This window comes from Anaerostipes hadrus ATCC 29173 = JCM 17467 (assembly GCF_030296915.1).
Taxonomy (GTDB): Bacteria; Bacillota; Clostridia; order Lachnospirales; family Lachnospiraceae; genus Anaerostipes; species Anaerostipes hadrus.
Genome location: NZ_AP028031.1, coordinates 1,165,855 through 1,183,856, shown reverse-complemented (window position 1 = coordinate 1,183,856; position 18,002 = coordinate 1,165,855). Strand labels below are relative to the sequence as shown.

Annotated in this window: 16 protein-coding genes and 1 pseudogene; 5 read left to right on the top strand and 12 right to left on the bottom strand. The window is 37.3% G+C overall.

Going from position 1 to position 18,002, the window contains the following annotated elements; all coding sequences use genetic code 11:
- Positions 1-4: 4 nt before the first annotated feature.
- Positions 5-820, bottom strand: coding sequence for an XkdQ/YqbQ family protein (locus tag QUE18_RS05755; protein ID WP_286259572.1), 816 nt, complete (start codon positions 818-820; stop codon positions 5-7).
- Here QUE18_RS05755 and QUE18_RS05750 point away from each other — a divergent pair.
- Positions 820-1,440, top strand: coding sequence for a tyrosine-type recombinase/integrase (locus tag QUE18_RS05750; RefSeq protein WP_286259570.1), 621 nt, complete (start codon positions 820-822; stop codon positions 1,438-1,440). The two genes, QUE18_RS05755 and QUE18_RS05750, sit on opposite strands and share 1 nt — an antisense overlap.
- 174 nt (positions 1,441-1,614) lie before the next feature.
- On the opposite strand, the gene QUE18_RS05745 is transcribed toward QUE18_RS05750, so the two are convergent.
- Positions 1,615-2,625, bottom strand: coding sequence for a GGGtGRT protein (locus tag QUE18_RS05745; protein WP_008392875.1), 1,011 nt, complete (start codon positions 2,623-2,625; stop codon positions 1,615-1,617).
- A gap of 13 nt (positions 2,626-2,638) precedes the next feature.
- Positions 2,639-3,331, bottom strand: a complete 693-nt coding sequence (locus QUE18_RS05740; RefSeq protein WP_008392877.1) for an iron-sulfur cluster assembly scaffold protein — start codon at positions 3,329-3,331, stop codon at positions 2,639-2,641.
- 288 nt (positions 3,332-3,619) lie between these two features.
- Between QUE18_RS05740 and QUE18_RS05735 the strand changes: the two genes are divergently transcribed.
- On the top strand, positions 3,620-4,903 hold the full coding sequence (locus tag QUE18_RS05735; protein ID WP_040344206.1) for an O-acetylhomoserine aminocarboxypropyltransferase/cysteine synthase family protein: 1,284 nt from the start codon (positions 3,620-3,622) through the stop codon (positions 4,901-4,903).
- Between the two features lie 155 nt (positions 4,904-5,058).
- Here QUE18_RS05735 and QUE18_RS05730 read toward each other — a convergent pair whose 3' ends face one another.
- From QUE18_RS05730 to QUE18_RS05700, 7 genes are all read right to left on the bottom strand, one after another.
- Entirely contained in the window at positions 5,059-5,787 is a 729-nt protein-coding gene (locus QUE18_RS05730) for a YebC/PmpR family DNA-binding transcriptional regulator (RefSeq protein WP_008392879.1), read from the bottom strand.
- Complete coding sequence (locus tag QUE18_RS05725) at positions 5,771-6,721, bottom strand: hemolysin family protein (protein WP_008392880.1); 951 nt, start codon at positions 6,719-6,721, stop codon at positions 5,771-5,773. Before QUE18_RS05725 ends, QUE18_RS05730 begins: the two co-directional genes overlap by 17 nt.
- A 97-nt stretch (positions 6,722-6,818) precedes the next feature.
- On the bottom strand, positions 6,819-7,166 hold the full coding sequence (locus tag QUE18_RS05720) for a type II toxin-antitoxin system PemK/MazF family toxin (protein WP_009265730.1): 348 nt from the start codon (positions 7,164-7,166) through the stop codon (positions 6,819-6,821).
- A 71-nt stretch (positions 7,167-7,237) separates the two neighbouring features.
- The gene (gene alr, locus QUE18_RS05715; protein ID WP_009203472.1) at positions 7,238-8,401 is read right to left on the bottom strand and encodes an alanine racemase; all 1,164 of its coding nucleotides are present in this window, start codon (positions 8,399-8,401) and stop codon (positions 7,238-7,240) included.
- On the bottom strand, positions 8,385-9,866 hold the full coding sequence (locus tag QUE18_RS05710; protein WP_009203473.1) for a bifunctional ADP-dependent NAD(P)H-hydrate dehydratase/NAD(P)H-hydrate epimerase: 1,482 nt from the start codon (positions 9,864-9,866) through the stop codon (positions 8,385-8,387). Before QUE18_RS05710 ends, alr begins: the two co-directional genes overlap by 17 nt.
- A complete protein-coding gene (acpS, locus tag QUE18_RS05705; protein ID WP_009203474.1) occupies positions 9,863-10,225 on the bottom strand; it encodes a holo-ACP synthase in 363 nt (120 codons plus the stop codon). The genes QUE18_RS05710 and acpS overlap by 4 nt, the downstream gene beginning before the upstream one ends.
- Before the next feature lie 11 nt (positions 10,226-10,236).
- The gene (locus QUE18_RS05700) at positions 10,237-10,890 is read right to left on the bottom strand and encodes a redox-sensing transcriptional repressor Rex (RefSeq protein WP_008392885.1); all 654 of its coding nucleotides are present in this window, start codon (positions 10,888-10,890) and stop codon (positions 10,237-10,239) included.
- A 152-nt stretch (positions 10,891-11,042) separates the two neighbouring features.
- Here QUE18_RS05700 and QUE18_RS05695 point away from each other — a divergent pair, with 152 nt between their 5' ends.
- From QUE18_RS05695 to QUE18_RS05685, 3 genes and pseudogenes are all read left to right on the top strand, one after another.
- Positions 11,043-12,944: an ABC transporter ATP-binding protein gene (locus QUE18_RS05695; RefSeq protein WP_207641994.1), complete on the top strand. Its 1,902-nt coding sequence runs from the start codon at positions 11,043-11,045 to the stop codon at positions 12,942-12,944.
- Positions 12,945-13,002: 58 nt separating this feature from the next.
- A pseudogene (locus tag QUE18_RS05690) lies at positions 13,003-14,020 on the top strand (glycosyltransferase family 2 protein).
- Positions 14,021-14,121: 101 nt separating this feature from the next.
- Entirely contained in the window at positions 14,122-15,021 is a 900-nt protein-coding gene (locus tag QUE18_RS05685) for a S8 family peptidase (protein ID WP_009203477.1), read from the top strand.
- Positions 15,022-15,034: 13 nt separating this feature from the next.
- Here QUE18_RS05685 and hemW read toward each other — a convergent pair whose 3' ends face one another.
- Positions 15,035-16,183 carry a radical SAM family heme chaperone HemW gene (gene hemW, locus QUE18_RS05680; protein ID WP_009203478.1) on the bottom strand — a complete coding sequence of 383 codons (1,149 nt, stop codon included), beginning with the start codon at positions 16,181-16,183 and terminating at the stop codon, positions 15,035-15,037.
- Entirely contained in the window at positions 16,173-17,984 is a 1,812-nt protein-coding gene (gene lepA / locus QUE18_RS05675) for a translation elongation factor 4 (RefSeq protein WP_008392891.1), read from the bottom strand. Before lepA ends, hemW begins: the two co-directional genes overlap by 11 nt.
- Positions 17,985-18,002 lie beyond the last annotated feature (18 nt).

The following is an 18,002-nucleotide window of genomic DNA, read 5'->3' as shown; positions in this document are numbered from 1 at the left end:
TCCTTTAGTAAAAAACAACGTCCATCGTACCAGCCACACAGTCATGTGTAATACTTTTTACTGTTTTATTTCCTTTAAGTCCAGCGGTACCACATCCAACGTAAACGGTGTCTCCACGTTTTATCTTCGGATTACTGATCGCCGTTACTATATATTCATACTTGACCTTTGCACTGCTCTTCAATTTCTTTTGTGCTTGTTTCTTTATTTTTGAAAGTTTCTCCTTCTTGTCTTTATCCATGACTTCTTGGATCGTACCAAACTTCGATGTATTCTTAAATACTGATGCAAGTTTAGGGATTGACTTTTTCTTAGCTTCTCCGTAGATCTTTATCTTTGTAACGATATCATCCATTGTCTCTTTTATCTCTATGGAGATTACATTCTTTCCTTCCTCAATCTTATAAATCGTTGTATTAGTATTTGCATACTTGACAATCACTGTAGTTCCTTCAATCGTAAAAATATATCGGCTGGAAAGTTTACTTTTCGCTTTGTTCAGCACATATACGATCATATCTCCAATGTTCTTTTGCACTGGTTTGATCCTTTTGTTTTTGATTGATCCGTAACTGTATTTCAGTTTCAACTTCCATGCCGTACAGATTCTTTTTACAATTTCCTTTGTGCTGAGACCTTTTTTATAATAAAAATAGTCTTGGGATTTCATCATATAAATCAAGTAATCATAGGCTGTAAATGTTACCTTTTTTTCTGTATCGGTAACCCTGTCTCGATCCCAGATCACGCCTCGAAATACTTCAAAATCTCCATGTCCAACATTCGCATATATGTATAATCGATCTGATGGCTGAATCAATGTCGCAAGTGTTACACCATTTTTCGCATGATATTATTAAAGATGTCGAGGAAGAAAAGAAAGATCATATTGACTTCACAGATGAAGAAATGCAAAAATTGTGGAATAACTTATATGATGTAGACTATGTAGATGTGCTACTAATCCAGTGTTATAGCGGATGGCGCCCACAGGAATTAGGCTTGTTAAAGATGGAGAATGTTGATTTAGAAAATTGGTTTATTACTGGCGGTATGAAAACTGATGCTGGAAAAGATCGTGTGGTTCCAGTCCATCCAAAGATTCGCAGCTTAATAAAACATCGTTACCAGGAAGCTTTATCTCTTGGAAGCGAATACTTGATTAATTGTACTGATACTAAAACCCATCGAAGTAGCTTAAAACTCACATATGATAAATATCGACATAGAGTTGAAAAGATTGTTAACAAGCTGGAATTAAATCCAGAACATCGTGCTCACGATGGACGTATCCAATTTGCTACAATGGCAAAAGATGCAAAAGTAAATGAATATGCTCTAAAACGTATCATAGGACATAAAATCGACGACCTCACAGAAAAGACCTATACAAAGAGAAAAAAAGAATGGCTTATGGAAGAGATTCTAAAGATAAAATAGAATATTACATAACAAAAAACAGAGTCAAGACTTACCATCTCGGCTCTGTTTTTTGTTATTCTGATGTAGGAGTCGTGTGTACGAATAATGTATGAATAATGTACGAATCGTCCACTTTTCACTACTTCTTACCGCTTTTAACTCCGTTCAAAAACCACGTATTTAAGCGGTTTCTTAGAATTTACCTGCCTTAGCAGCTTCCTCAATAGATACAGCTACTGCTACTGTAGCTCCTACCATTGGGTTGTTACCCATACCGATTAATCCCATCATTTCTACATGGGCTGGTACTGAAGAAGATCCTGCGAACTGAGCATCACTATGCATACGTCCCATAGTATCTGTCATTCCGTAAGAAGCTGGTCCTGCAGCCATGTTATCTGGATGTAATGTACGTCCTGTACCACCACCAGAAGCTACAGAGAAGTATTTTTTACCCTGTTCGATACATTCTTTTTTGTATGTACCTGCAACTGGATGCTGGAAACGAGTTGGGTTTGTAGAGTTACCTGTGATAGATACGTCTACACCTTCTTTGTGCATGATTGCAACACCTTCTGTTACATCGTTAGCACCGTAGCAGTTAACCTTAGCTCTTAATCCTTCAGAGTAAGATTTTCTGAATACTTCTTTAACTTCACCTGTGTAATAATCCATTTCAGTTTCAACATATGTAAATCCGTTAATTCTGGAAATGATCTGTGCAGCATCTTTTCCTAATCCGTTTAAGATAACTCTTAAAGGTTTCTGACGAACTTTGTTTGCTTTTTCAGCGATTCCGATAGCTCCTTCAGCAGCTGCGAAAGATTCGTGACCTGCTAAGAATGCGAAACATTCTGTTTCTTCTTCAAGAAGCATCTTTCCTAAGTTACCATGTCCAAGACCTACTTTACGCTGATCAGCTACAGATCCAGGAATACAGAATGCCTGAAGACCTTCTCCGATAGCAGCAGCAGCGTCTGCAGCTCTCTTGCAACCTTTTTTGATTGCGATAGCAGCACCTACTGTGTAAGCCCATTTTGCATTTTCGAAACAGATTGGCTGAATTCCTTCAACCTGAGCATAAACATCTAATCCAGCAGCTTTTGTGATTTCACCAGCTTCTTCGATAGAATTGATTCCATACTCTTTTAAAACAGCAAGAATCTGTTTTTCTCTTCTTTCATATGATTCAAATAAAGCCATTATTCGCTACCTCCTATTCCTTTCTTGGGTCAATAATCTTAACAGCGTCATCAACGCGTCCGTACTGACCTTTGGCCTTGTCAAGTGCTGTCTGAGCATCGTCTCCAGCTTTGATGAAGTCCATCATTCTACCAAAGTTAACAAACTGGTATCCAATGATTTCATCATCAGCATCAAGAGCGATACCTGTAACGTATCCTTCAGCCATTTCAAGGTAACGAGGACCTTTTTTAAGTGTTCCGTACATTGTACCAACCTGAGATCTTAATCCTTTACCTAAGTCTTCAAGACCAGCACCGATTGGAAGTCCTTCTTCAGAGAATGCACTCTGAGTTCTTCCGTATACGATCTGTAAGAATAATTCTCTCATTGCTGTATTGATAGCATCACAAACTAAGTCTGTATTCAATGCTTCTAAAATTGTTCTTCCTGGTAAGATTTCAGATGCCATAGCAGCTGAATGTGTCATTCCTGAACATCCGATTGTTTCTACTAATGCTTCCTGGATGATACCTTCTTTAACGTTAAGAGTTAATTTACATCCTCCCTGCTGAGGTGCACACCAACCAATACCATGTGTTAATCCTGAGATGTCTGTTACATCTTTCGCTTTTACCCATTTTGCTTCTTCAGGAATTGGGGCAGCTCCATGGTTTACACCCTGAGCTACTGTACACATTTGTTCTACTTCATGTGAATAAATCATGTTGAAACTCCTTTCAGTATTAAAAATAACATCTTTATTTTAGCACATCGTTAAAAATAAAACAACAAATTATCTTAAGAACTTCGTTAAGTTTTTCAATGTTTTTGTTGGTTTGTGTGATAAAAATAATTTTTTTGTCAAGTTGTTTTTCTTTTATATAAAAAATCTCGAATTTTCTTTTTTTTTAGTCAATTCAATAAATTATCTGAATTCTATTCCCCTTGTTTTCTTTAGGAATTACGGGTATAATTTAATACATATTTTTTATAACAGAAAGGAATTATGATTATGAGTCATTATGATTTAGAAACAAAATGTCTTCATTCTGGTTACACTCCTAAGAAAGGAGAACCATGTGCACTTCCTATTTATCAGAGTACTACTTTCAAATATGATACAACCGATGAAATGGGACAGTTATTTGATCTGAAAGCAGAAGGATATTTCTATACGCGTCTTCAGAATCCTACGAACGATGCTGTAGCTGCCAAAATTGCTGATCTTGAAGGAGGTGTTGCAGGGCTTCTTACTTCTTCTGGACAGGCTGCAAACTTCTATGCGATCTTTAATATCTGTGAAGCTGGAGATCATGTTGTTGCAGCTTCTACGATCTATGGTGGAACATTTAACCTTCTGGGTGTTACATTAAAGAAACTTGGAATTGACTGTACATTCGTTGATACTGATGCAAGTGCTGAAGAAATTGCTGCTGCATTCAAACCGAATACCAAAGTTTTATTTGCAGAGACAATTGCAAACCCTGCACTTGTCATTCTTGATATTGAGAAATTTGCAAAGGTTGCCCATGAACATGAAGTTCCATTGATCGTTGATAATACTTTTGCAACACCGATCAACTGTCGTCCTTTTGAATGGGGTGCTGACATCGTCACACATTCAACAACAAAATATATGGATGGACACGCCGTTCAAGTTGGCGGTGCAATCATTGACAGCGGACACTTTGACTGGGACGCTTATGGACACAAATATCATGGTCTTACTGAACCTGATGAATCTTACCATGGTGTCGTTTATACAAAACAATTTGGAAAGAAAGCCTATATCACAAAAGCTACAACACAGCTGATGCGTGACCTTGGTTCCATTCCATCCCCTGAAAACTGTTTCTTATTAAATCTTGGATTAGAAACACTACCTTTGCGTGTAGAACGTCATTGTGAAAATGCTCAGAAAGTCGCTGAATTCTTAGATGCTCATGAAAAAGTATCTCATGTTATTTATGCCGGACTTCCTGATGATAAATATCATGAACTAGCACAAAAATATATGGATGAGGGAAGAACCTGTGGTGTTATTTCCTTTGAACTGACTGGTGGACGTGATGCTGCAGTACGTTTTATGGATAGCTTAAAATTAGCGAACATCGCAACTCATGTTGCTGCATCAAAAACAATGGTTCTTCACCCAGCAAGTCATACACATCGCCAGATGAATGATGAACAGTTAAGAGAAGCTGGTGTTTCTCCTGGAATGATCCGTTTATCCGTTGGAATTGAAAGTGCAAAAGATATTATCAATGATCTGAAAGAAGCACTTGAGAATGCATAGTTTTATAGGTGTTCGAAGATTACTTAGTAACAGTAATAATTCATATTATAAATTTCAAATATCATAGCAAAAAAGAACCTTAACTCCCAGCATTTATTATATATGCATTGAGTTAAGGTTCTTATTATTTTATATTCTATAAAATCTATAACAGATTATTCATCCCAGTTTGTATAAACTTCTTGCACATCGTCATCCTCATCAAGAAGATCTAATGTTTTCTGAATACTCTTAATATCTTCTTCACTTGTAAGTTCGACCATAGTACCAGGGATCATTGTTACACTGGCATCTGCCATAGGGATTTCTTCCTTCTCTAAAGCTTCTCTGACTGCACTGAAGTCTTCTGGTGTTGTCAATACTTCAAAGCTGTCGTCTTCTTCGTTGAAGTCTTCTGCTCCGGCATCTAATGCCATCATCATAAGATCGTCTGCATCCATTTCACATTCTTCTTTAGAAATGATGATCTGTCCTTTCTTCTCGAACATATAAGATACACATCCTGGTGTTCCTACGTTACCATTTCCTTTTGTGAAAGCATTTCTTACATTAGATGCTGTACGGTTTTTGTTATCTGTTAATGTATCTACGATGATCGCAACTCCGCTTGGTCCATATCCTTCATATGTAATCTGCTCATAATTAACAGAATCTGCATCTCCGGCAGCTTTTTTGATACCACGTTCGATCGTGTCATTTGGCATATTGTTTGCTTTTGCTTTTGCAATGACATCACGTAATCTGCTATTGTTGTCTGGATCTGGTCCACCCTCTTTAACGGCTACTGCAATTTCTCTTCCAATGACTGTGAAAATCTTTCCTTTTTTCGCATCATTTTTTTCTTTTTTGTGTTTGATGTTCGCAAATTTACTGTGTCCTGACATCTTCTTCTTCCTTCCTTTTCCTTTTTTCTACCTTTACCTGTCTAATCATGTTGTCATGAATATCAACAGATTTAAAGGAATATCCTTGGTAGATAATTTCTATTTCTTCATTGTCTTCTGGTAAATGTCCCAGCTGATCAATTAAAAATCCATTGAGTGTCTCAATATCTTCAACGTCAAATTCGATTCCTAATGTATCCTCAAGTTCTTCCAGTCTCGTACTTCCACGTACAAGATAGATATCTGCCCATCCGATCTTGGTGATATTACGGTCTTCGACATCATATTCGTCTAAAATATTCCCTACTATGACCTCTAACATATCTTCCATAGATACAATACCTTCTGTCTGGCTATATTCATCAATAACGATCGCCATATGAATCTTCTTGGTCTGCATCTCCTGAAAAAGCACCGATAAATTCATCGTCTGATGAACAAAAAACGGCTCTCTTGCAATATCAGAAAGTGTTGCTTCTTTCTGATTAAGATATGCATCGATCACATCTTTTAAATAAAGCACTCCTACAATGTTATCAATGTCATCTTCATATAATGGGTATCTTGAATATGGCTCATCTAACATATAATTTAATGCTTTCTCTACGGACATGTTTACATCAATCGCATCAATCTTCTTTCTTGATGTCATAACATCTGTAACATCTTTATCTCCAAATTCGAAAATATTCGTGATCATGCGGGCTTCCCCTTCCATGATCGCACCTTGCTCATGTCCTTCGTTAACAATGTTCATGATTTCTTCTTCATATTCATTGTCTTCATCCTCTTCATGTTCTTGTTCTGATGTGTGCAGTTTTTTCTTTGCTTCTTTGATCTTCTCTCTTTGTTTCATGAAAAAACACCCAACTGCAAATCCGATGATAACTGCTAAAATGATCATCATAAGCACCGAGGGAGTAAATCCTTCCATTTCTTTTTCTTTCTCCTTTTATCTTCTAGAAATTAAGACTATACAAACTTAAATATATCATTTCTAAGAAAAAAGGTCAATATATCCAAGATTCCTGTTATGTATCAAGACTTAAACTGATCTTTAGTGCATGATCCACTTGTTTTAGGAATGTACAATTTAAATGGCATACCTTTTCTCTTAAACGACTTTTATCGATTGTCCGGATCTGTTCTAACAAGATCACAGAATCTTTTTCTAATTCACATCTGTGGCAGTCGATCGGTACATGAGTCGGCAACTTTGCCTTGTTCATCTTACTTGTGATCGCTGCACAGATGATCGTTGGACTATATTTATTTCCCGCATCATTTTGCAATACGATCACAGGACGGATACCGCCTTGTTCTGAACCAACAACCGGTCTTAAATCTGCATAAAATATATCGCCTCGCTTAATTACCATAAGCATAAACACTCTCCATTTCTTTTTAAATATTGTATGAAGAGTATTTACGATTCTTTCAAAAGTATTCCTTATTTTTCAAAATATTCTGTTTCTTTCATCTCTCCGTTTCGAATGTATACTCGTGGAACACGTTTCCCAATCCCACAGACAAATTCATAATTAAAAGATCCTGCTTCATTTGCAACTTCTTCTACGGTCAACATTTTATTGCCATCGTGTCCGACTAAAGTTACTTCATCCATCACAGATACACCTTCAATATCTGTCACGTCAACCATAAACTGATCCATACAGATTCTTCCAATGATCGGTGCATACTGCCCACGGATCAATACTTTTCCTTTGGAAGAGAGTGATCTTGGGTATCCGTCTGCATATCCTACTGGGATAGTTGCGATCTTTGTCTTCTTATCAGTTACATATGTGTGATTGTAACTGATTCCTTCTCCTGCTTCCACTTCTTTGATATATACAATGTGTGTCTTTAATTCCATTGCTGGTCTTAAATCCAATACATCTTTTGAAACTTCTTCTGATGGATATAATCCATAAGTAATGATTCCTGAACGTACCATATCTTTTCTAAATCCATCCAGATCAATGATCGATGCACTGTTTGATACGTGTTTGATCGGAATATAGATATCTCTTTCCTCAAGCCACGTAATAAACTGATCATATTTTCGTTCCTGCTCATAAGTTTCTGTTTTATCCGCCTCGTCTGCACATGCAAAATGTGTAAAGATTCCTTGAATCTTGATATTTGGTAATTTGGCGATCTTCTCTATGCTATCTACAGATTCTTTGGTTGGTTTAAATCCGATACGGTTCATTCCTGTATCCAGTTTGATATGAATCTTCGCATCTTTGCCTAGTGCCTGCGCGATCTTTGATAAGGACTCTGCCATCTCATAGCAGAATACAGTTGGCTCGATCTCATACTGAATCAATGAGCTGTACTGATATTCTGATGTGTATCCTAAAATCAAGATTGGCTGTCTGATTCCATTGTTTCGAAGTGTGATCCCTTCTTCTAGGATTGCAACGGCAAATGCATCAACTCCGATCTTATTTAATTCTTTTGCAATTGGAACTGCTCCGTGTCCGTATCCGTCAGCTTTGATCACTGGCATTACTTTCACACCTTCTCCAACTACACGTTTTACTTCTCTTATATTATGACAGATTGCATCCAGATCAATAACTGCATGCACTCTATAGTACTGGTTCATAATTTCCTCCTGTAACGTCCTTTATATGAGCAATAATATCTGATGCGATCATGCTGTAAGCGCCCAGATCATGCTTTGCATGATCTCCTGCAAGACCGTGAAGATAAACTCCGTGAACTGCTGCCTCATGAACAGATAATCCTTCCCCCAAAAGGCCTGTGATCATTCCCGCAAGAACATCTCCACTTCCTCCAGTCGCCATTCCATCATTTCCGCTTTGATTAATATACACCAAATCATCTTCTCGTGCAACGATAGTTGTTGCATCTTTTAAAACAGCTGTACAATGATATTTCTCTGCAAGATCTTGTGCACTCTGACATAGATCTTCTTTGATCTGTGTGATATCACATGACATCAATCTTGCTGCCTCCATCAAATGTGGAGTCATGATCGTCCCATATGGATAATCAATTTTCATGTTAAATCTACTGATTATATTTAATCCGTCTGCATCAATGACCAATGGTTTTTTTCCTTTTTTCAAAACCATCTCTAACATTTCTTTCATTTCTTCACTGACACCAACTCCTGGGCCAAACAAGATACAATCACACCATTCTAAAGATTCTTCTAAATCTTTTCGTTCTCCAAATAAAATTTCTGGAAGTCTTGTCTGTAAAATCTGACGATTTCCAGCATCAGAAAGCACTTTCACAAGTCCTGCACCCATCCGAAGTGCTGCCTCTGCTGCAAAACATGCAGCTCCTGACATTGTTTCATTTCCAGCAATGATCAAAATCTTCCCATAGCTTCCTTTATTGGAATATGCTTTTCTTTCTGGCATTAAATGATCACTTTCCTCTAATATATATCCTGTCGCATACTTTTTGATCGTCTGGTCATGAAATCCTATGGATACCAGTTTAATATCTCCACAATATTCTCGTCCTGGATATAATAAATGACCTCTTTTATATCCACCAAATGTAACTGTTGATGACGCATGCACTGCACATCCAAGAATCTTTCCACTATCTCCACTGATTCCAGATGGAATATCAATTGCGATCACAGGCTTACCACATGCATTGATCCGTTCAATGACTTCTTTATAAACACCACCAACTTCTCTAGAAAGTCCAACTCCAAAAATCCCTTCGATCAAAAGATCATATTCATGAAAATTTACATCTTCACAATCTATCGGAAAATAGCCTAGATTCTTAAGTATCTGAAGCTGTAATTTCAGATCTGCTGAAGCTTTTTCTATATTACCAACGATCATATAATCCACTAAATAATCCTGCTCCAACAAAATTCTCGTACAAGCAAGTGCATCTCCTCCATTATTGCCAATTCCTGAAATGATCAATATCCTCTGTGAATGATCTGCTATCTGTGCAGCCTTATCTGCAACTGCTTTAGATGCTCTTTCCATCAATACAAGTCCCGGAATTCCTATTCCATGAATCGTCTCATGATCGACCGTTTGCATCTCCTGATTCTTTAATACATATCTCATACGCATTCTCCTATCGCAAAAGCTTGTGCAAATTCTCTTGTATTCGTGATCGATACATGAATTCTTGAAACTTGTTTATCTTTTGCTATCTCTTTCGCATTTCCATATAATTTGACATATGGCGCACCTGATTCATTTCTCAACACTTCAATCTCATATGGTTCCACACCGAAAAAGCCGGTTCCAAATACTTTGGAAACGGCTTCTTTTACAGCAAAATTGCCAGCTAAAGTCGTAGCATTGTCTTTTGCATATGCTAATTCAGTTGTCGTAAAAATTCTTGAAAGATGTCTTCCTCGAAGAATCATCTCTTCTATCCGGTATATCTCTACGAGATCTGTTCCTATTCCAGCAATCATCTTCTTACCTGCTATTCGTTCTCACTCTCTTCACGGTTGTGGACATTGTATGTTAATGTCATCAGACTTTCTGCTAAATGTACATTCTCTACTGTAACATTATCTGGTAAATGAAGATCGATTGGTGCAAAATTCCAGAATCCTTTAATTCCCCATTCTGCCATCTTCTTTGCGATCGCAGGTGCCTGATCCTTCGGAATTGTCAGTGCAGCGATCTTAATTCCATGTGTTTTGATAAAGTTCTCTAGTTCATCTGTATCAAGAACTTTCACTCCACGGACAGAAATTCCGATCAGCTTTGGATTCACATCAAAAAGTGCCATGACTTTGTATCCATAATCTTCATTAAAAGACTGATAATTCGCAAGAGCCTGTCCAAGATTTCCGGCTCCAACAATGATCATGTCATTTCTCTTATCCAGACCTAAGATCTTACCAATCTCTGTATACAGATTATCTACATTATATCCGTATCCCTGCTGCCCAAATCCACCAAAATTGTTAAGGTCCTGACGAATCTGCGATGCTGTTACCATCATCTGTTCACTTAATTCTTTTGAAGAGATTCTTGTAATATTCTTCGCTTTTAACGCTCCTAAATATCTGAAATACCTAGGAAGTCGTTTGATAACTGCTGAGGAAATATTCTTATCTGAGTTTGCCATTTTATTCCTCCAAAATCTTTATTTCGCTTATAATTATATAAGATTGTCTAATAACTGTCAATCTTTCCGTCATGAAAATATTTCATTTTTTCAAAAAATATGGTATTCTGAGAAATAATGTCTATAATAAAAAATTTGAAAGGGGTATCTTAATGATATTATCATGCCAGAATATCTGCAAAACATTTGTCGAAAAACCAGTCTTGCAGAATATCTCATTTCACTTAAATGAAAACGACCGGCTGGCGATCATCGGATATAACGGTGCCGGAAAATCGACACTTTTAAAAATATTGATTGGTGAAATCTCTTATGATGAAGGTGAAATTTCTTTAAAGAAAGACGCAAGCATTGGCTATCTTGCCCAACATCAGGATCATACATTCCACCATACAATTTTTGATGAACTTCTTTCCGTCAAAAAAGAAGTCATTGAATTAAATGAACAGATGCGTACCTATGAACAGGAAATGAAACATCTGACCGGTGATGCACTAGAACAAAAAATGAACCAGTATACAAATGCTACTCATAGATTTGAGCAATTAAATGGTTTTGCATACAAAAGTGAGATCACAGGAATCTTAAAAGGACTTGGCTTTTCTGAAGAAGATTTCACAAAAGAGATCAACACTTTATCTGGAGGTCAAAGAACTCGTGTTGCTCTTGGTAAGTTACTGCTTAAAAATCCTGATATTCTGCTTCTTGACGAACCAACAAACCACTTGGATGTTGATTCCATAAGGTGGCTTGAAAATTACCTGTCTCATTACAAAGGAGCTGTGATCATCGTATCTCATGACCGCTATTTTCTTGATAAGATTGTCAATAAGGTCATGGAGATCGACCAAGGACACTCCATGCTGTTTGATGGAAATTATACAACATTTATCGAAAAACGTGATCAGATCAAAGCAATCCGTTTAAAAGAATACAAAAATCAGCAACAAGAGATCAAACATCAACAAGAAGTTATCAAAAAATTAAAACAGTTCAATCGTGAAAAATCAATCAAACGTGCAGAAAGCCGTGAAAAAGCTTTAAATAAGATTGATGTATTGGAGAAACCTACGGAATATAATGCTGATATGCGTCTTAGCATTGAACCAGAGATCATCAGTGGGAATGATGTTCTGACTTTAAAAGATGTATCCAAATCTTTTGGAAACAAATCATTATTCCATGGATTAAGTGCTGATATTTTTCGTGAAGAACGCGTTGCCCTGATCGGACCAAACGGAACTGGTAAAACAACACTGTTAAAGATCATTTGCAAAAAAATCAGTAATAATGGTGGTACGATCAGCCTTGGAGCTGGAGTTTCCATTGGATACTATGACCAGGCACAAGATAACTTAGATGATTCCAAAACGATTTTTGATGAAATTTCAGATGCTTATCCAGATCTTAATAACACAAAGATCCGCAATACTTTGGCTGCATTTTTATTTTATGGAGAAGACGTTTTCCGCCCGATCTCCTCTTTAAGCGGTGGAGAAAAAGGGCGTGTTTCTCTTGCAAAATTAATGCTGTCTCATGCGAATTTTCTGATTCTTGATGAGCCTACAAACCATTTAGATATTCAGTCTAAGGAGATTCTGGAATCTGCAATGAATGCTTATACTGGAACAATCCTTTATGTTTCACATGATCGTTATTTTATCAACAAAACTGCAACACGAATCTTAGAAATCTCTGATCATGGATTAACTTCTTATCCTGGAAATTATCAGGATTATATTGCTCAGAAGGAAAAAGAAAAGGCATCTCTTACTTCTTCTACTGCTTCCTCTGTTTCTGTTGATACAGAATCCAAACTCGATTGGAAACAGCAAAAAGAAGAACAAGCAAAACAGAGAAAAAGAGAAAATCGTCTCAAAAAAGTCGAAGAGCAGATCACTGAGTTGGAAACGAAACAAAAAGAACTTTCAGAAGCTATGTCTTTACCTGAAAATGCTTCTGATCCTGCGAAATTAATGGAACTTAGCAATGAGCAGGCTTCCATCGCTTCTTCTTTGGAAGAACTTTATGAAGAATGGGAAACTCTTTGCTAATTTGCGAAAAAACATATATAATAGTAACGTTAACCGTATTGAAAAACAGGAGGTTTTTATGAAACTAATATCCTTTGTTGTACCTTGCTACAACTCTCAGGAATATATGAGACACTGTATTGATACCTTATTACCAGGTGGAGATCAGGTGGAGATCCTGATCGTTAACGATGGATCTTCTGACAACACTGCTGCAATCGCAGATGAATATGAAAAAAAATATCCTGGCATCTGCCGTGCACTTCATCAGGAAAATAAAGGTCATGGTGGTGCTGTAAATACAGGAATCAAAAATGCCACGGGTATTTACTTAAAAGTTGTGGATAGTGATGATTGGGTAAATGAATATGCTTATGGAGAAATTCTTGATACTCTTGCGAATTTCTACAAACAGGGAACTGTCCTTGATATGCTGCTTTCCAACTATGTATATGAAAAACAGGGAGTCAAGAAAAAAACTGTTATTCATTATCGTCATGCAATCCCCAAAGATCAGATTTTTTGTTGGGATGATGTTGGACGTTTTCCTGTCAGCCAGTATATTTTAATGCACTCTGTCATTTATCGTACTGCACTGCTTCGTGAATGCGATCTAGAGCTTCCAGAGCATACATTCTATGTGGATAATATTTATGTATTCAAACCACTTCCATATGTAAAAACAATGTATTATCTGGATGTTAACTTCTATCGTTATTTCATTGGACGTGATGATCAGTCTGTCAATGAGACAAATATGATCAAACGTATCGACCAGCAGTTTAAAGTTACTTATATCATGATTGATTATATGACTCAGTTTAATCTTGTAAGTAAGCCATTAGAACGTTATATGAGACATTATCTTTCCATTATCATGTGTATTTCTTCCGTGATTTCTGTAAAATCTGGACAGAAAGAGCATTTAAAGATGCGAAAAGAATTATGGAAATATTTATATGACAGTGACAAACGTCTGTATCGTAAGATCCGTCATAATATTACAAGCTGTGCAGTAAATCTGCCTGGATATGTTGGAAGAAAAAGCTACGATTGCTATGTATAAAGCAGCTCGTAGATTTATCGGATTTAACTAAATATTTTTACATTAAAAGGTCCTGCAGAGGGCCTTTTTCTTGTTCCCCTCATCTTTTATTCTGCGTATTCTAATAATATAAAGTATGAAAGGCAACTTTCCATGCAGATTTCTGTTTCAAAACAAATCCATGCTGATCTTGCCCATCAGCATGGTTTTCTTGGAGAAGGTATCGGCATTGCCTATCTTGATACTGGCCTTTTCCCACATAAAGATTTCTCTCCGCATTCCACACGGATCGCCAAATTTGTAGATTTTGTTCATTCCAAATCTTTCAGCTATGACGATAATGGACATGGAACTCATATTACCGGCATCGCTGCTTCCTCTGCAACATTTGGTTCCGATTATTTGGGAATTGCTCCAAAATCCCATATCGTTTCTTTAAAAGTACTGGATGCCTCAGGAAACGGTGTTCAAAGCGCCTTCTTACAGGGTCTTGACTGGATTCATGAGTATCATCGCTCCTATCAGATCCGTATCGTTAACATCTCAATAGGAAGTCCTGGTTCCGAGGATAGTTCAGCCTCCAAAGAACTATTAAAACATGTCAACGCCCTATGGGATGATGGTCTTGTTGTTTGTATTGCCGGCGGAAACCATGGTCCAAAACCATACAGTATTTCAATTCCTGGAAATAGTCCAAAAATCATCACTGTTGGTTCCAGCGACGATAATTTTCAAATGATCGGAAGAAAACACTTCTCTTCAGGATATTCCGGACGCGGTCCCACAACATCCTGCGTTATGAAGCCGGATGTTGTTGCCCCTGGAACAAATATTTTTTCGTGTTCCTTAAATAACCGCTATGCTATCAAAAGTGGTACTTCCATGGCAACCCCTGTCGTCTCTGGTTCTTTTGCTCTCCTGCTCGAAAAATATCCTTTTTACACCAATAAGGATATAAAAATGAAACTGCGAAAAAACTGCGACAAATTAAAAACCCCCAGACACCATCAGGGCTGGGGGCAGATTAATCTAAAAAAATTAATGGATCTTTGATAAACTTGTATCCTTAAACTTCCTCGTCAAATAAAAATTCACATAAGACCTGATTACTGACTAAGATACCATCTTGCGTCAGAAAAACTCGGTCTCCTTCTTCTTTCATCATGCCTTGTTTCATGGATTCTATCAATTGCTTTCCATAGACAGAATCCATGGAGCAACCAAAACGTTCTATAAACTCTTTCTTCGAAATGCCTTTCGTCTTTCGAAGTCCAAGAAACATAAATTCTTCCATCTGTTCATAAACTGATAACGAACAGGCTCCTTCATATGCATCTCCGAACGATTGAATCTCTAAATAGTCTTTCATATCGGATGGATTCTCAAAACGTTTCTCATCCAGATACGAAGAGGCATTAAGCCCCACTCCCAAATACGGAATATGGGACCAATACCCAAGATTATGTCTGCTTTTAAAACCTGGCTTTGCATAATTTGAAATCTCATATTTGTCGTAACCATATTCGTTTAAAATCTTTTCTGTCATTCGATACATTAAAACTTCATCTTCTTCTGATGGAAGAAGTTCCTCTAACTTGTTATCTTCGTAAAAAGGTGTTCCCTCTTCAATGATCAGACTATACGCAGAAATATGTTCTGGAGAAAGTTTAGCTATTTTTCTTAAATTCTCTTCATAAGAAGTTAATGTTTGTTTCGGCACCGCACTCATCAAGTCAACATTGATGTTCAAAAATCCAGCTTGTCTTGCCCAGTCGAAACTTTGTAAAAATTCTTCATAGGTATGAATTCTTCCCAGATACTCCAACTCTTCTTTCACTGTTGACTGCAAGCCAAAACTAATCCTGTTGATCCCATTTTCCCTATATGTACATAGTTTTTTTAAATCTACTGTTCCTGGATTCGCTTCAATCGTAATCTCAGCATCCTCACAAATATGAAAATGTTCAAATATAGTTTCACAAATCATTTGAATATCTTCTCTTCTAAGATATGATGGCGTTCCGCCTCCAATAAAGACGGTTACAACGTCTCGTGCTGCTAATTTCTTTCCCCAGAAAATCAGTTCTTCTTTTAGTTTCCCCAGGTATGCATGGATCGTTTCCTCCTCTGCCCGAAAGGAACAGAAATCACAATATCTGCACTTACTTTTACAAAATGGAATATGAATATAAAGCTCGATCGTATTAGTCTTCATCTAACTTCAGAACACTCATGAATGCTTCCTGTGGAATTTCAACATTTCCTACCTGACGCATTCGTTTCTTTCCTTTCTTCTGTTTCTCTAACAGCTTTCTCTTACGGGAGATATCTCCACCGTAACATTTGGCAAGAACGTCTTTTCTCATTGCTTTGACAGTTTCTCTTGCAATGACTTTACTTCCAATCGCTGCCTGAATCGGTACTTCAAACATATGTCTTGGAATTTCTTCTTTTAATTTTGTACACATCTTACGTCCACGCTCATACGCGGTATCTTCATGTACAATAAAAGAAAGCGCATCAACTTCTTCTTTGTTGATCAAAATGTCTAATTTTACAAGTCTTGATGTCTGATATCCTTTCATTTCGTAATCTAAGGATGCATAACCTCTGGAACGTGATTTTAATGCATCAAAGAAATCATAAATGATTTCATTTAATGGAAGTTCATAACGAAGTAATGCCCTCGTCTCTTCCATATACTCCATTCCAAGATATACGCCTCGTCTTTCCTGGCATAATCCCATGATCGCTCCAACAAACTCAGAAGTTACCATGATCTCCGCTGTTACGATTGGTTCTTCCATATGGTCGATCTCGGATGGATCTGGAAGATTGGATGGATTCGTTAATTCGATCATACTTCCATCCGTCTTATATACGCGATAAATAACGCCTGGTGCTGTTGTTACAAGATCCAAGTTATATTCTCTCTCCAAACGTTCCTGAATGATCTCTAAATGCAATAATCCAAGAAATCCACATCTAAATCCAAATCCTAACGCAACGGATGTCTCTGCTTCAAATTGTAGTGCTGCATCATTTAACTGTAATTTTTCTAATGCATCTCTTAAATCCGGATATTTTGCTCCATCTGTTGGATATAGTCCACAATATACCATAGGATTTACTTTTTTGTATCCTGGAAGTGGTTCAGCACATGGATCATCTGCATCTGTAATCGTATCACCAACTCTGGTTCCCTGTACATTTTTAAGGCTGGCTGTAACATATCCAACCATCCCTGCTGTCAGTTCATCACATGGATTGAATCTTCCTGCCCCAAATGTACCAACTTCTACAACTTCTGCACTCTCTCCAGTTGCCATCATCTTCATCTTTGTTCCGACTTTGATCGTTCCTTCTTTGATCCTTGTAAAGATGATAACTCCTTTATATGCATCATACATACTGTCAAAGATCAATCCTTGTAATGGTGCATTCTTATCGCCCTCTGGTGATGGAATCTTCTCTACGATCTGCTTTAATACCTGTTCTACATTTAGTCCGCTTTTTGCAGAAATCTGAGGTGCATCTTCTGCATCGATTCCGATCACATCTTCAATTTCTGCTTTAACACGCTCTGGATCTGCACTCGGAAGATCGATCTTGTTGATAACCGGCATAACTTCTAAGTCGTGATCAATCGCAAGATAAACATTTGCCAATGTCTGTGCCTCTATTCCCTGTGCAGCATCGACAACAAGGATTGCTCCCTCACATGCTGCAAGACTTCGTGATACTTCATAATTAAAGTCCACGTGTCCCGGTGTATCAATCAAGTTAAAAATATATTCTTCCCCATCGTCAGCTTTATAAACAATTCGTACTGCCTGCGATTTGATCGTAATCCCACGTTCTCTTTCAAGATCCATGTTATCAAGAACCTGCTCCTGCATCTCTCGATCCGTTAATGTTCCTGTCATCTGAATGATTCGATCTGCTAATGTTGATTTTCCGTGATCTATATGTGCGATAATACAAAAATTTCGTATTTTACTCTGATCTATTGCCATAAGTTCCTCCTAATTATA

Coding starts and splice junctions, on each gene's coding strand:
- QUE18_RS05750 (WP_286259570.1), top strand. CDS start 820: ATGTCGCAAGTGTTACACCATTTTTCGCATGATATTATTAAAGATGTC.
- QUE18_RS05745 (WP_008392875.1), bottom strand. CDS start 2,625: ATGGCTTTATTTGAATCATATGAAAGAAGAGAAAAACAGATTCTTGCT.
- QUE18_RS05740 (WP_008392877.1), bottom strand. CDS start 3,331: ATGATTTATTCACATGAAGTAGAACAAATGTGTACAGTAGCTCAGGGT.
- QUE18_RS05735 (WP_040344206.1), top strand. CDS start 3,620: ATGAGTCATTATGATTTAGAAACAAAATGTCTTCATTCTGGTTACACT.
- QUE18_RS05730 (WP_008392879.1), bottom strand. CDS start 5,787: ATGTCAGGACACAGTAAATTTGCGAACATCAAACACAAAAAAGAAAAA.
- QUE18_RS05725 (WP_008392880.1), bottom strand. CDS start 6,721: ATGGAAGGATTTACTCCCTCGGTGCTTATGATGATCATTTTAGCAGTT.
- QUE18_RS05720 (WP_009265730.1), bottom strand. CDS start 7,166: ATGGTAATTAAGCGAGGCGATATATTTTATGCAGATTTAAGACCGGTT.
- alr (WP_009203472.1), bottom strand. CDS start 8,401: ATGAACCAGTACTATAGAGTGCATGCAGTTATTGATCTGGATGCAATC.
- QUE18_RS05710 (WP_009203473.1), bottom strand. CDS start 9,866: ATGAGATATGTATTAAAGAATCAGGAGATGCAAACGGTCGATCATGAG.
- acpS (WP_009203474.1), bottom strand. CDS start 10,225: ATGATTGCTGGAATAGGAACAGATCTCGTAGAGATATACCGGATAGAA.
- QUE18_RS05700 (WP_008392885.1), bottom strand. CDS start 10,890: ATGGCAAACTCAGATAAGAATATTTCCTCAGCAGTTATCAAACGACTT.
- QUE18_RS05695 (WP_207641994.1), top strand. CDS start 11,043: ATGATATTATCATGCCAGAATATCTGCAAAACATTTGTCGAAAAACCA.
- QUE18_RS05685 (WP_009203477.1), top strand. CDS start 14,122: ATGCAGATTTCTGTTTCAAAACAAATCCATGCTGATCTTGCCCATCAG.
- hemW (WP_009203478.1), bottom strand. CDS start 16,183: ATGAAGACTAATACGATCGAGCTTTATATTCATATTCCATTTTGTAAA.
- lepA (WP_008392891.1), bottom strand. CDS start 17,984: ATGGCAATAGATCAGAGTAAAATACGAAATTTTTGTATTATCGCACAT.